Raw genomic sequence first — 13,337 nt, forward strand, 5'->3', positions numbered from 1 at the left:
TCAGGTCCGTGATCGGGCGAGTCGTCGTGCCGGTGCAGTGAGGACGAGAACGAGGGCGGTCGCGGCGATCACGGCTGCAGCCGAGATCAGTGCGATGGTGCGCGGCCGGTGATCCGGTACCGGGGGAGGAGTCGGCTCGGCGACGGCAACCGCCGGCATCGGCTCCGCGCGCTCGGCCGGCAGCGGCGCGGTGACGGCGGCGAGCGGGTCGACGACCCCGTGCCCCACCTGCGGATTCCATTCTTCCGCGGGGGAGTGGGCGGTGCTCTCGATGCGCGTCATCACCTCTCGGGCGGACAACTGCGGGTGCCGCGAGCGCACCAGCGCGACCGTCGCCGCGACGAGCGGCGCCGCGAAACTCGTCCCGGACACCGGTCTGCCGCCCTGGGGGCCGGGGATCAGGTCGGCCAGACCGTCGGTGCCGGGATTGAGTGAGACGAGCCCGCTCCCGGGAGCGGCGNGGCGACGTCGACCCACGGCCCGGGCAGGCTGTACTCGGCCGGTGTGCCGTCGTCCTCGACCGCGCCGACGGTGAGGACGTACTCGTCGTACCAGGCCGGTGATGCCAGGGTGACGACCGAATCCCACGGATCGGCACCGGGATCGGTCGGATCCGCCGAGCGCGGATTGCCTTCGCGGCAGGTGTCGGTGTTGCCGGCCGCCGCGACGACGACCGCGTCGTGTACATCCGTCGCGTACTGCACCGCCGCTCCCAGCGGACCGTCGACGAGGCCCTCGGCGACCGTCCGGCAGGCGACCTCGGAGATGTTGACGACGGTGGCGCCGAGATCCACCGCCTGCCTGACGGCCGCCGCGAGGGTCCGCACGTCGCCGTATCCGGAGGCGTTGCGCGCGGCATCGTCGTCCGATCGGGAGCGGTCGGAGAAATGGCCGCTCGACTGGCGGATGGCGATGATCCCGACCTCGGGTGCGCCACCGGCGAAACCCGATCCGGGTGTCGGCCGCGCCGCGATCAGGCCGGCGACGAGGGTGCCGTGCGCGTCGCAGTCCTCGGTGCCGTCACCCGTGGACACGTAGTCGCCACCCGGCCTCGGGGCCGGCAACCGCGGATGCGGATGGACCCCGGTGTCGATGACGGCGACCACCTGCCCCGCTCCCCGAGTGATCGGCCACACGGACGCGAAGTCGAGGATGCGTTGTGCCCGAGGGATCTGCGGCCCGTCCGGAGCATCCGGCAGTTCCGCGCACAACACCCGCATCTCGGTGGCCTCGGGAGGCGCAGGCGTCGCGCCGGCGGGCAGTTGCGCCGGATCGGGCACCGGCGGCGCGGCGGTCGCGAGCCCCGGAGTGGTGGTCGCTACCAGGGCGGCGAGGGCCAGGACCGCGAACCGGTGTGACAGCCGCACCGTCACAGTCCGCGGATCGCTGCGTACACACCGGCGACCCAGCAGGCCAACGGCACGACGGTGGCGATGGTCGCGTACTCCGCGATCTCGGCTATCCGGCGTTGTACCGGGGTGAACGTCCGTCGCGGCGCGACCACACCGAAGAGGAAACCGGCACACGCGAGACCCGTAGCGGATGCGAACACCGCCCACGGCGGCAACGCTTCGCTCGCTGCCGCACCGACGAGCAGCCCGAGCAGCAGTACCGCGCCACCGGCCACGAGGGGAGCCGCCTGCGCGGTCGCGGTGTAGGTGCGGCCTCGGAAGACCAGGACCACGGCCGACGCCACGGCCAGTGCTACCGCGGGCACGGACACCTCTCCGTCCCACGGGAACGCGGCGCACCACGCTCCGCCCGCCGTGAGTAGGACGACGGCGTGGACGATCCCGGTGAGCGCGCTCCGTGCCCGATTCGCACGGTGCTCGAGCTCTGCCGGTGACGGCAACCCGGACACGCTGCTCTCGGGGGTCTCCGGTTCGAGCGGAGCGCCCGGAGCGGGGACAGGAGGGATGGGAAGTTTCGCGAGCATCGCCGCGAGGCGTGGTGCCGTGCCGGCGAGCAGCAGCGCCACCACCACCGTTCCGGCCCCGAGGGCGCGCGCCTCGAGATCGGTGGTCGATGCGAGGGTGGCCGTCACGACGACACCCACGGCGGTCGCGGCGACCGCCGTGCACGGTGCGAGACCGATGCGGGTGGCACGCACGGCGAGCACCGCGACCGCACCGGTCAGTGCCGCGGCGAGGACGAGACGCGGCGCCGGCGATTCGCCGGGAACGAGCAGCGCACCGGCCGTCGCTGCGAGCGGGAAGGTGCACCACAGCAGCGCGGTCGCGGTTCGTCGATCGTCGTGGAGCCGGGCGAGGATGCCTGCAGCGAGCAGCACCAGGAGAGGCAGCGCGGCGCACACGGCTCCGAGGGCGAGACGGCTCGCGCCGTCGGGCAGGAACAGCAACGGTACGCAGCCCGCGGCGAGGGCGACCGGACCCAGGACGGCCGCGATGAGACCCGACGGGCCCGCACCCCACGGCGTCGTGGTCCGGTCCGAGGCCGCGACGCTGTACATGACGTCGTCGAACAACGGTGGAGGAGCGGGGGATCCGGCGTCCTCCAGGACGAGGATCTCCCCGTCGCGGACGCCGTGCTCGTCGAGACTCAGCGCACCGGACAGCGGGGCCCGACCGATCCGGGCGAGCGCCCAGCCGTCGGGTTCCGTGCGTTCGGGTGTCGCGTCGAAGTCGTTGTCGGGCCGGTGGCCGGCGACGAGATCCACGATCCCCGGGAGCAGCAGCGCCACCGGAACGCCGAGGGGCAGTGCGAGATCGACCTCGGTGTGGCGGGCGAGCACGGTGATCCGGCACAGATCCGGGGCGCCCACCTGCCCCGGGGTCTCGGATCGCGCACGCACAGATGTCATCGGCCTCGGTTCCCCCCGTCACTGCAGTCCGAACGACGCAGACCATACGACATCGTCCCGACCGGTGTCGTGCCCGAGTTGTCCGTCGAGGGACCGAGGGGCGAACAGGAGCACGGAAGGTCGCAGCCATGGGTTAGTCTTCCACGACCGTGGGGCCGTAGGGGGCGGCCGACGGCGTTCCGGGGGGTGACGAACGTGAGTACCGTGCGTTTCGTACGCAGAGCACGGCGGGAGGCACCGCGCGCTCCCAGCGGCGAGGTGAGTGTCCAACCGCCACCGGACATTCCCCGGGCCACGCCCGGCAATCTGGTGACCAGACTGCTCCCGCTCGTGATGGTCGCGGCGATGATCGGGATGGTCGCGCTGATGTTCACCACCGGCGCCGCACGCAGCCCCATGGCGATGATCTTCCCGCTCATGATGGTCGTGTCCCTGGTGGGCATGCTCGCCAACGGTGGTCGCAGCGGGGGAACGAAGACCGCCGAGGCGAACGAGGACCGCAAGGACTATCTGCGCTATCTCGACCAGCTCCGGCGCGAGGTCACCGAGACGGCGCACGAACAACGTCGGGCGCTCGAATGGTCGCATCCCGACCCGGCCCTGCTGTGGACCCTCGCCGGCACCGTCCGGATGTGGGAGCGGCGCAGCACCGATCCCGACTTCGGTCACCTCAGGGTGGGGCGCGGCGGGCAGCGACTCGCGACCCGACTCGTGCCTCCGGACACCGGACCGGTCGAGGATCTCGAACCCGTCGCCGCCCTGTCGCTGCGCAGGTTCGTGCGCGCGCACTCGGTGGTGCAGGCGCTGCCCACGGCTGTGTCGCTGCGGGGTTTCGCGGCGATCGGCATCGAGGGCGATCGCAGCGCGGCGCGCTCGCTCGCTCGGGGGATGCTCGCGCAGGCGTGCACCTTCCACGGTCCCGATACGCTGCAGGTCGCCGTCGTGTGCGGGCCCGACACCGCTGCGGAATGGGAATGGATCAAGTGGCTGCCGCACGCGCAGAACCCGGTCCTGCGCGACGGTGCGGGCAGTGCACGCACGGTGTTCGGTTCGCTGTTCGAACTCGAGACCGATCTCGCGGCGGTCCTCGCCGGTCGTAGCAGATTCGTCCGGAACGCCCCGGCCACCGAGGGGGCCGTGCACCTCGTCGTGGTCGTCGACGGCGGGGTCACGGGATCGGGTTCGGGGGTGCTCGACGACGGTCTCGACGCAGTGACCGTGCTCGACCTCTCCGGTTACGCCACGCGGCTCAGCGCGACGCGCGGCCTGCGCCTGGTGGTCGAGGACGGACGGGTCGGGGTCGCCACCGGCACCGACGTCGACATCTTCGCCGATGCCGNNNGGCATCGGGACTCCGCAGGCACAGACGCTGGCCAGACTGCTCGCGCCGTACCGGGTGACGAGCGGAGCGGTGGACGAGAGCGCCGGCGACGACCGGCCGTCGAGCTGGCAGGAGCTGCTGGGCCTCGGGGACGTGGCCCGCTTCGACCCCGCGCAGGCATGGGTGCCGCGCCGCGGGCGCGACCGCCTGCGGGTACCGATCGGTGTCGGCATCGACGGTGCGCCCGTCGAACTCGACCTCAAGGAGGCCGCCGAGAACGGGATGGGACCGCACGGACTGTGCATCGGCGCAACCGGATCGGGGAAGAGCGAATTCCTGCGGACGCTGGTCCTCGGTCTCGTGGCGACGCACCCACCGGAGGCACTCAACCTGGTCCTTGTGGACTTCAAGGGCGGCGCGACCTTCCTCGGTCTGGACCGGATCTCGCACGTCGCGGCGGTGATCACCAACCTCGCCGACGAGATCGCGATGGTCGACCGCATGAAGGACGCCCTCGAAGGCGAGATGAACCGCCGCCAGGAACTGCTCCGGACCGCAGGCAACTTCGCCAACGTCGGCGACTACGAGAAGGCCAGGGCGGCAGGTGCACCGCTCGACCCGCTGCCCGCGCTGTTCATCGTGGTCGACGAGTTCTCCGAACTGCTCTCTCAACAGCCCGACTTCGCCGACCTCTTCGCGGCGATCGGACGTCTGGGCCGGTCGCTGCACATGCACCTGCTGCTCGCCAGCCAACGACTCGACGAGGGTCGCCTCCGCGGTCTCGACAGCCACCTGTCGTACCGCATCGGCCTGAAGACCTTCTCCGCAAACGAATCGCGGAGCGTTCTCGGCGTTCCCGACGCCTACCACCTGCCGTCGACACCCGGCGCCGGATATCTGCGGACCGATTCCGCCGACATCCAGCGGTTCTCCGCGGCGTACGTCTCGGGACCGTACGAGCCCGGCCGCCCCACCCGGCGCACCCGATCGGCGGTGCCGGCCGGCACGTCCCGGCCCCGGCTCTTCACCGCGCGGGCGGTGCCGGTCGACGCCGGCCCGCCCGCCCCGGTCACGGAGTCGCTCCCGGTTCTTCCCGCGGGCGACGGTCGGAGCGTGCTCGAGGTGGTCGTCGACCGGATGCGGGGGCACGGAACACCGGCGCACGAGGTGTGGCTTCCTCCGCTCGACGACTCCCCGTCGCTCGACATGCTGCTGCCCAGATCGGTGCTCACCGGCGACGTGCCGCGTCACGCAACCCTGCGCACCGTCGTCGGTGTCGTCGACCGGCCGTTCGAGCAACGCCGCGACCCGCTGGTGGTCGACCTCTCCGGGTCGGCCGGCAACGTCGTGGTGGTCGGCGGCCCGCAGTCCGGGAAGTCCACACTGCTGCGCAGCCTCGTCCTGTCGATGGCCCTCACGCACACCGCCGAACAGGTGCAGTTCTACGGTCTCGATTTCGGTGGTGGCACGTTGTCCGGTCTGGCCGGCCTGCCGCACGTCGGTTCCGTCGCGGGGCGGCACGACACCGACCGGGTGCGCCGCACGGTCGCGGAGATGATGTCGCTGCTGCGTCGTCGCGAACGGTCCTTCGCCGAGAACGGCATCGAGTCCATGACTCAGCTGCGGCGGATGCGCGCCGACGCGGTCGCACCGGCCACCGGCGATCCGTTCGGCGACGTCTTCCTCGTCGTCGACGGTTGGCCGAGCATCCGGCAGGACTTCGAGGCACTGGAACAGACGATCGGGATCCTGGCCGCCCAGGGTCTGTCCTACGGCATCCACGTGGTGCTCAGCGCCCCGCGCTGGGGTGACGTGAGGCCCGCCATGCGCGATCTGCTGGGTACGCGGCTCGAACTCCGCCTCGGCGACCCGTCCGACTCCGAGTACGGCCGAAAGAGAGCGGCGATGGTGCCGGAAGGGCGGCCGGGACGCGGTATCGACCGCGATGGCCTGCACATCCTGGGGGCGCTGCCCCGGGTGGACGGAAGCTCCGATCCGGCCGATCTCGCGGTCGGCGTCGCAGCGGCGGTCGAGGCCGTCCGTGCTGCCACGCCGGGGCGTTCGGCGCCGCCGGTGCGCATGCTGCCCGAACGCATCGACCGGCCCGACCTTCTCACAGCTCTGCCCTCAGGGTGGCCGCCACCGGCCGACGCGTCCCCGGCGGCCCGGCTCTCCGTCCCGATCGGCATCGACGAATCCGAACTCGCGCCCGTATCGGTGGATTTCACCGACCATCCGCACCTGCTGATCTTCGGCGACTCGGAGTGCGGCAAGACCAATCTGCTGCGAGGGCTGTGCCGCGGACTGGTCGAAGCCGGCAGCGGTGCGCAGACCAGGATCATCGTCGGCGACTACCGCCGCACGCTGCTCGGTGTCGTGGGCGGCGACCATCTCGGGGGATACGCCCCGTCGGCAACGGTCCTCGCAGCCATGGTCCGCGAACTCGCCGGCATCTTCGAGCGCCGGCTGCCGGGCCCCGACACGACGCAACAACAGCTGCGCGATCGATCGTGGTGGACCGGACCCGAAGTGTTCGTGGTGATCGACGACTACGACATGGTCGCCACCTCGGGCCAGAATCCGCTGCTGCCGTTGCTCGACTATCTCCCGCAGGGACGCGACATCGGCCTGCACCTGGTGGTCGCGCGTCGCTCGGGTGGTGCCGGACGCGCGATGTACGAACCGATCCTCGGGCGTCTGCGGGAGTTGTCGACTCCGGGCCTGATCATGAGCGGTAGCCGCGACGAGGGAGCGCTCGTCGGCGCGGTCCGTCCGTCGCCGGTGCCGCCGGGCCGCGGCACACTCGTACGACGCGACGGCACGGCGCTCGTCCAGACCGCGTGGGCGCCGGAGGTGTGATGGCGCTCCGGGACGAGACGGTCGTCGCGGTCGCGTTCACGCTGACACCCGGATCCGTCCACATCGGATGGCCCGGAACCACGCGCAGCGTGCCCGCTCTCGCCGCGGATCTCGGCGACCGACGGGTCTACGGAGCGGCAGCGGAGGAACCGTCGGAGCCGGCCGGCGTCGCAGGCCTCATGGATGTCACGGAACTCGTGGATGCGACCGCGGTCAAAGGGGAAACCGAACTCGGAGAACTGCTGAGCGGGCTAGTCTCCTACGCCGCAGCGACCGTGGGTGCACCGGACACCTGCGGGGTGGCGTGCGCGATACACCCGACCTGGTGGAACGAGCGGCGCCGCGATCTCTTCCGGACCGCCGTGCGGCAGGTCGCAGGCGATACGATCCTGCTCCCGGTCGCCGTGGCCGCCGCGCGCGCCGCCGATCCTGCGCCGCACGAGCGGTGTGCGGTGCTCGAATTCGCCGCCGGGGGAGTCACCGCCGTGAGCATCGCTCCGCCAGGACCCGACGGGCCGACCGTCGAACGACTCGCACGCGATCCGGGTCTGTCGGTGCACTCCCCGGACGCCGCGATGCGACTCGAGAACCTGCTGACCTCGGTGTGCGGCGGGGCAGGGCCGGAGGTCGTGGTGGTGACCGGCGGCCCGGGCGAACCGTCCGGTGTCGAATCCTTCGCTCTTGCAGACGATCTCGTGGGTGCGGGTCGGCGGGTCCTGCCCGTCGCGGCCTCGGAGATGCTCGGCGCCGTGACCGGCCCTCCGGCGCCACCGGCCGGAACCGGAGGGACCGCGAGAGCCCCGGCCATCGCTCCGATGACCGACGGACCCGACAGGACACTGCCGTGGCTCAGCGAGGTGCGCGCACGCCCGGATCCCCCTCGTGCCGGGCGGGCCGGCACGGTGCCCGCGCTGGTCGTCGCCGGGGCGGTGATTCCGTTCCTGCTCGCCGCTGCGATCTTCCTGTGGCTGCTTCTCACCGGAGAAGGCGGAGACGCGGAGGTCCCGGCTCCACCGGAAGTCGTTGCTGCAGAGGAGACACCGACCGACGCTCGTGAGCCAGAGGCGGCCGCCGCCGCCGGTCCCTCCCCGTCGACGCGGATCGACGCCGGTCCGCTGCACCTCGACCTGCCGGAGGGCTGGCGCGTCCGCGACCCCGCGACCGTGCCCGAGGGGCGCGCGGAACTGATACCGGTCGGCGGAACCGATCGCCGGATCCTGGTCGTGTACCGCGATCTTCCCGACGGGACCGACGAGCGCTCGGTCGCCTCCGCGTTGGCGGAGCGGGCCGCCGAACGTGCACCGGTCATCCGCGACCTCGACACCGACACGACCTTCGCCGACCGCAAGGTCGTGGCGTACACCGAGGTTCCCGACGACTACTCGGTGGTGCGGTGGTCGGTCCTGGTCTTCCCCGGACTTCAGGTCTCCGTGGGATGCCAGTACCTCGAGGAGGAATGGACCCGTATCCGCAGTGAATGCGAGCAGGCCGTCCACACCCTCCGGGTCGGGTGAGAAAAGAAGGTCCACGAATTTCGGAAGGCGCGGAACCGATACCGGATCGGGTGCGTCCAACCAGATGTAGGAGCCAGGACCGGCTCGACGCCGAGCCGGATGATCCACGCACGAGCGAAGGAGTACGCCGTTGACCCAACCGACCGGCAATTCGAATCACCTCACCACCGATGTGGCGACCATGGAGGTCGTCGCGGGACAACTCCAGGACTCCCGCGCCGAACTCGACGCGATCCTCGGTCGTCTGACGGGCGTGGTGCAGTCCGCGCCGTCGGTCTGGCGGAGCCGCTCGGCGGAACAGTTCGCCGGAATCATGGAGCGCTGGAACGTCAACCACACCAAGCTGTCGAACGCCCTGGACGAACTGGCAGAAGCCGTGCGCACCAGCGGACGGTCGTACGCCGCGGCCGAGGACCAGCAGGCCCAGTCCTTGTCGGCGATCGACCCCGATGGCGGTTCGGTGCTCAACGGGTCGTTCACCTGATCCCCGGCCCCTCCGGCACACAGCCCTCCGGCACACATTCGAGAACAAGGAGAACGATCCGTGTCCGAGATCTATCAGAACTTCGCCGGCGTCGCCGACCTGCACGCCCGGCTCGTGTCCGGTCAGAAGGCGATCGAGGCGACGCTCGACCGCATCGAGGGGCAGGTGGCGCCCCTCATCGCCACCTGGGACAGCGGGGCGCAGGAGCGCTACGCCGCCACGCAGGCGCGCTGGAACGAGGCCGAGGCCGGCCTCATCCAGGTGCTGCACGACATCGGTCGGGTGGTCTCGACCGGTAACGACAACATGCAGGAGGTCGAGCGACTGAACCAGCAGCGCTTCCCGGGCTGATCCGGGTCCGCCGGATCCGGACCGATCCGGCGCTGTCACGTCCCGGTGGTGGAGAGGCCGCCGGGACGTGCCGCTGCTTCCCGGGGTGCTCCGGCCGGGGGTGAACAGGGTCAGGGCTGCTGCGGCGCTTTGACCGGCCCGGCGTCCGCCCGGTAGAGTGTCCCCTCGGCGTGTCGCACGTCGTCGTGCCCTGTGGCGCGACGAACACCTCTCCCGGGTCCCAACTGGCCGCCGGGTGTGGCAACCGTCGGCATGCAGGCCAGCAGCGAAACGATAGACGAGGAAGATCTGTGTCTACGTACACACCGAAGGCCGGCGACGTGACCCATCAGTGGCACGTCATCGACGCCACCGACGTGGTGCTCGGCCGCCTCGCGGTGCAGGCGGCAAACCTGCTCCGCGGCAAGCACAAGCCCACATTCGCGCCGCACGTCGACGGTGGTGACTTCGTCGTCATCATCAACGCCGACAAGGTTGCCGTCTCCGGCAACAAGCGGACCGACAAGTTCCTCTACAGCCACTCCGGTCACCCGGGCGGTCTGCGGGCTCGTTCCGTCGGCGAGGTTCTCGAGAAGAACCCCGACCGCCTCGTGGAGAAGGCCGTCACCGGCATGCTCCCGAAGAACAAGCTCGGTCGCGCCATCGCGAAGAAGCTGAAGGTCTACGCGGGCCCGAACCACCCCCACGCCGCGCAGCAGCCGGTGCCGTTCGAGATCAAGCAGGTGGCACAGTGACGACGCCCGAGGAACAGAACGTGAACCCCGAAGAGTACGTCGAGAACGTCGAGGTCGCTGCAGACGAGTACGTCGAGGACGTCGTCGAGGCACCTGCTGCCCCGATCGTGTTCGACCGTCCGGTCCAGACCGTCGGTCGCCGTAAGGAGGCTGTCGTCCGCGTCCGCCTCGTGCCCGGCACCGGCAACTTCACCCTCAACGGCCGCACCATCGAGGACTACTTCCCGAACAAGGTGCACCAGCAGCTCGTGAAGTCGCCCCTGGTGACGGTCGAGCGCACCGAGTCGTTCGACATCCACGCACGCCTGCACGGCGGCGGTCCGTCCGGCCAGGCCGGCGCGCTGCGTCTCGCCATCGCGCGTGCACTCACCGAGGTCACCCCCGAGGATCGCCCCGCGCTCAAGCGTGCCGGCTTCCTCACGCGTGACCCGCGTGCCGTCGAGCGCAAGAAGTACGGCCTGAAGAAGGCCCGTAAGGCATCGCAGTACTCCAAGCGCTGATGTGCCGCCGACACTGATTTCGTCAGAGTCGGCACCTGTTCCACCACGAGAGCAGGCGTCGGTAGACATCTCCTACCGGCGCCTGCTTTCGTGCATTCTGTCCTCTATCGACACCCGCGGCGGGGGCCGCACACGACTGGGAGGCTGTGTACATGGGTCGGTTGTTCGGCACCGACGGAGTCCGGGGCTTGGCCAACGCCGAGCTCACATTGGAGCTGGCAGTACGCCTGGCAGGCGCTGCGGCAGCGGTCCTGGCCCCGCAGGGTGCCGAGCGGCGACCGGTCGCGGTCGTGGGTCGAGATCCACGCGCGAGCGGGGAGATGCTCGAGGCGGCCGTCACGGCCGGACTCACCGCAGCCGGAGTCGACGTGGTGTCGGTGGGCGTGCTGCCCACCCCCGCGGTCGCGTACCTCACGGGTGACTACGGCGCCGACCTCGGCGTGATGATCTCCGCGTCGCACAATCCCATGCCCGACAACGGCATCAAGATCTTCGCGGCCGGCGGGCACAAGCTCGACGACGAGGTCGAGGACCGGATCGAAGCGGTGCTGCACGGCGACGCCGAGAGCGCCGCACGCCCCACCGGCTCCGGCATCGGCCGGGTGCGCGTCGTGTCCGACGCCCTCGACCGTTACCTCGCGCATCTCGCGACGGCCGTGCACAAGCCGCTCACCGGTACGACCGTAGTGGTCGACTGCGCGCACGGCGCCGCCTCGCAGGCCGGCCCGGCCGCCTACGCGGCCGCAGGTGCCACGGTCATCGCGATCAACGCCGAACCCGACGGACTGAACATCAACGACGGCTGCGGATCCACGCACCTGTCCGTGCTGCAGCAGGCCGTGCTCGAGCACGGCGCCGACCTCGGTCTCGCGCACGACGGCGACGCCGACCGATGCCTCGCCGTCGATGCGACCGGCACGGTGGTCGACGGCGACGCGATCATGGCGATCCTCGCTCTCGGCATGCACGAAGCCGGTGAACTTCCCGACGACACCCTCGTCGCCACGGTGATGAGCAATCTCGGTCTGCATCTCGCGATGCGCGCGGCGGGGATTCAGGTGCGCACCGTCGGCGTGGGCGACCGCTACGTGCTCGAGGAGCTCCGCCGCGGTGGCTACGGCCTCGGCGGTGAGCAGTCCGGTCACATCGTCCTGCCCGCGCACGGTACGACCGGCGACGGCGTGCTCACGGGCCTGCGCCTGATGGAGCGGATCGCCACGACGGGTCTGCCGCTCGCGAAGCTCGCCTCGGTGATGACGTCGCTTCCGCAGGTCCTCGTGAACGTGCGGGTCCACGACAAGGTCGCCGTCGCGAACGATCCTGCGGTGGCGGACGCGGTCGCGGAGGCCGAGCGCGAACTCGGTGAGACCGGCCGAGTGCTGCTGCGTCCGTCGGGCACCGAGCAGCTCGTACGCGTCATGGTCGAAGCCGCCGACGACGATCACGCCCGGGCGGTCGCCGACCGTCTCGCGGGAGTCGTCGCCGCCGTCTGATCTGCGCGGTCCCTGCCCTTCGCTGCCGGTTTCCGCTCGCAGTCACGCTGCGGTGGAACCGGATCGCCCTGCGCTGCGTCCTAACCCTTCGAGAGGGTTCGGTGGGTGAAGGGCGGACATGGACACACAGCACAGCACGATCAAGGTCGACGGCGACGCGGTGCGAGCCGTCGCGGCACGACTCGCGGAGGTCGCCGAGGACGCCGACGACGAGATCCGTCGTGGCTTCGGCGGTCTCGTCTTCGACGGCTCCGGTGCCGGATCGACGCACCGGTCGGCCGGCGTCCGCGTCGAGACCGGATATCGCAGGATGCGTGCTACGTGTGAGAGCTGGGCGGCGACCGTGCAGGCGCAGGCCGACGCATTGCGCGCGGCGGCGGACAGCTACCGGCACCAGGACGACGCGACCGGCATCGCCCTCACCGCTGTGACCGGTGCCGAACTCGACAGCGTCGGGTTCGGCGACGCAGGGACCCGGTAGCCGTGAGGACCCCTCCCGAGAGCGCAGGCGACATCCTCGACGCGGGAGCGCCCGGCCTGGCCCGTCTGACCGACCTCGTGCAGTCCCTGCACACTCTCGGGCTCGAGTCCGGCTGTTGCGTCGCGGACGTCCGGGCACGCTACGACGAGGAACGAACCCTCTCGTTGCCCGCCCTCGCCGACGACGCCGCCACGACGCGCTCGCTCGCGACCTCGCTCGGTCGTCGGACCGACGAACAGCGTCGCCTCCTGCAGCAACTCGACGAGTCGTGGGACGGATCCGCCGCCGACCGGGCTCGCGCCGAGCTGACGGCCACCGTCCGTTCCGGAGTGGCGCTGTGTGCGTCGCTGACCGATCTCGCGGTCGCTCTGGAGTCGGCTGCCACCGTGATCGCCGCGGCGTTGCGTGAGAAGGCCCACGTCGTCGGGGATCTCGCGGAACGCGCCGTCGACGGTCGCACGAGGGACGAGATCGACACGATCATCGCCGGAGCGAGCGGCGGCCCGCACGGACCGAGCCCGGAGGAGCATGCCCGCTGGTTCGGCGACCCGCCCGGTAGCAACCTGGGCGACCCGCCCGGTGGCGACGTGGTCAACCCTGCCGCCGAGTGCCGGAGATGGGTCGAAGAACGTCTGGTCCCGGCGGTCCGGGACGCCGTCGCCGTGGTGTTCGGGGCGTGTGAGGAGGCCGGCCACCGGATCGCCGGCAGTGTCACCGACCTGGCGGCGACCGCCGAACGCGTCGCCGAGGGCGCCGGGGCGGCCGTGGGCGCGTCCGGT

Annotated in this window: 8 protein-coding genes and 2 pseudogenes; 8 read left to right on the forward strand and 2 right to left on the reverse strand. The window is 71.0% G+C overall.

All coding sequences use genetic code 11. The features are described from left to right. Nucleotides 1-1,373, reverse strand: a pseudogene (mycP, locus tag ACLBYD_RS05495) (type VII secretion-associated serine protease mycosin). Then, nucleotides 1,370-2,821: a type VII secretion integral membrane protein EccD gene (gene eccD, locus ACLBYD_RS05500; RefSeq protein WP_447815691.1), complete on the reverse strand. Its 1,452-nt coding sequence runs from the start codon at nt 2,819-2,821 to the stop codon at nt 1,370-1,372. Before eccD ends, mycP begins: the two are co-directional and overlap by 4 nt. A gap of 195 nt (nt 2,822-3,016) precedes the next feature. On the opposite strand from eccD, the pseudogene eccCa reads away from it, so the two are divergent. The 8 genes and pseudogenes from eccCa (at nt 3,017) to ACLBYD_RS05540 (ending at nt 12,558) form a co-directional block, all read left to right on the forward strand. Next, a pseudogene (gene eccCa, locus ACLBYD_RS05505) lies at nt 3,017-7,001 on the forward strand (type VII secretion protein EccCa). Further along, nucleotides 7,001-8,515, forward strand: a complete 1,515-nt coding sequence (locus ACLBYD_RS05510; RefSeq protein WP_447815692.1) for a type VII secretion-associated protein — start codon at nt 7,001-7,003, stop codon at nt 8,513-8,515. Before eccCa ends, ACLBYD_RS05510 begins: the two are co-directional and overlap by 1 nt. A 130-nt stretch (nt 8,516-8,645) precedes the next feature. Then, complete coding sequence (locus tag ACLBYD_RS05515) at nt 8,646-8,999, forward strand: WXG100 family type VII secretion target (protein WP_229565273.1); 354 nt, start codon at nt 8,646-8,648, stop codon at nt 8,997-8,999. Nucleotides 9,000-9,059: 60 nt separating this feature from the next. Further along, a complete protein-coding gene (locus ACLBYD_RS05520; protein ID WP_447815693.1) occupies nt 9,060-9,350 on the forward strand; it encodes a WXG100 family type VII secretion target in 291 nt (96 codons plus the stop codon). A 290-nt stretch (nt 9,351-9,640) separates the two neighbouring features. Next, a complete protein-coding gene (rplM, locus tag ACLBYD_RS05525; RefSeq protein ID WP_006550055.1) occupies nt 9,641-10,084 on the forward strand; it encodes a 50S ribosomal protein L13 in 444 nt (147 codons plus the stop codon). Beyond that, nucleotides 10,081-10,584 carry a 30S ribosomal protein S9 gene (rpsI, locus tag ACLBYD_RS05530; RefSeq protein ID WP_006550056.1) on the forward strand — a complete coding sequence of 168 codons (504 nt, stop codon included), beginning with the start codon at nt 10,081-10,083 and terminating at the stop codon, nt 10,582-10,584. The genes rplM and rpsI overlap by 4 nt, the downstream gene beginning before the upstream one ends. A 152-nt stretch (nt 10,585-10,736) precedes the next feature. Continuing rightward, nucleotides 10,737-12,077 carry a phosphoglucosamine mutase gene (gene glmM, locus ACLBYD_RS05535; protein WP_258258663.1) on the forward strand — a complete coding sequence of 447 codons (1,341 nt, stop codon included), beginning with the start codon at nt 10,737-10,739 and terminating at the stop codon, nt 12,075-12,077. Between the two features lie 118 nt (nt 12,078-12,195). Next, the gene (locus ACLBYD_RS05540; protein ID WP_447815694.1) at nt 12,196-12,558 is read left to right on the forward strand and encodes a hypothetical protein; all 363 of its coding nucleotides are present in this window, start codon (nt 12,196-12,198) and stop codon (nt 12,556-12,558) included. Nucleotides 12,559-13,337 lie beyond the last annotated feature (779 nt).

The organism is Rhodococcus sp. C26F (genome assembly GCF_053345925.1).